This is a genomic window from Hydrogenophaga sp. PML113 (assembly GCF_001777155.1).
Lineage (GTDB): Bacteria > Pseudomonadota > Gammaproteobacteria > Burkholderiales > Burkholderiaceae_C > Hydrogenophaga > Hydrogenophaga borbori.
Map to the genome: position 1 here is coordinate 1 of NZ_MIYM01000041.1, position 1,009 is coordinate 1,009.

General features: G+C 65.5%; 1 protein-coding gene. It reads left to right on the forward strand.

Annotated elements, in window-relative coordinates; translation table 11 throughout:
- Positions 1 to 3: 3 nt before the first annotated feature.
- A partial coding sequence (gene ilvC, locus BHU06_RS21925; RefSeq protein ID WP_070401356.1) for a ketol-acid reductoisomerase occupies positions 4 to 1,009 on the forward strand: 1,006 nt, incomplete at its 3' end.

Consider the following 1,009-nt stretch of genomic DNA (forward strand, 5'->3'; position numbering starts at 1 on the left):
ACCATGAAAGTTTTCTACGACAAGGACTGCGATCTGTCCCTCATCAAGGGCAAGACGGTCGCGATCATCGGCTACGGCAGCCAGGGCCACGCGCACGCGCAGAACCTCAACGACAGCGGGGTGAAGGTGGTGGTGGGCCTGCGCAAGGGCGGCGCGAGCTGGGACAAGGTGGGCAAGGCCGGGCTGAAGGTGCTGGAGGTCAACGAGGCGGTGAAATCGGCCGACGTGGTGATGATCCTGCTGCCCGACGAGCAGATCGCCGAGGTCTACCGCAACAACGTGGAGCCGAACATCAAGCAGGGCGGCTCGCTGGCCTTCGCGCACGGCTTCAACGTGCACTACAACCAGGTGGTGCCGCGCGCCGACCTGGACGTGTGGATGGTGGCGCCCAAGGCGCCGGGCCACACGGTGCGCAGCACCTACGCGCAGGGCGGCGGCGTGCCGCACCTGGTGGCGGTGCACCAGGACAAGAGCGGCAAGGCGCGCGATCTGGCGCTGAGCTACGCCATGGCCAACGGTGGCGGCAAGGCCGGCATCATCGAGACCAACTTCAAGGAAGAGACCGAGACGGACCTGTTCGGCGAGCAGGCGGTGCTGTGCGGCGGCGCGGTCGAGCTGATCAAGATGGGCTACGAGACGCTGGTGGAAGCCGGCTACGCGCCCGAGATGGCCTACTTCGAGTGCCTGCACGAGTTGAAGCTGATCGTGGACCTGATCTATGAGGGCGGCATCGCCAACATGAACTACTCGATCTCCAACAACGCGGAGTACGGCGAGTACGTGACGGGCCCGGAGGTGATCAACGAGCAGTCGCGCGCGGCCATGCGCAACGCGCTCAAGCGCATCCAGAACGGCGACTACGCCAAGATGTTCATCTTGGAAGGGCGCACGGGCTACCCCAGCATGACGGCGCGCCGGCGCAACACGGCCGAGCACAGCATCGAGGTGGTGGGCGCCCAGCTGCGCGCCATGATGCCCTGGATCGCCAAGAACAAGCTGGTCGACCAGA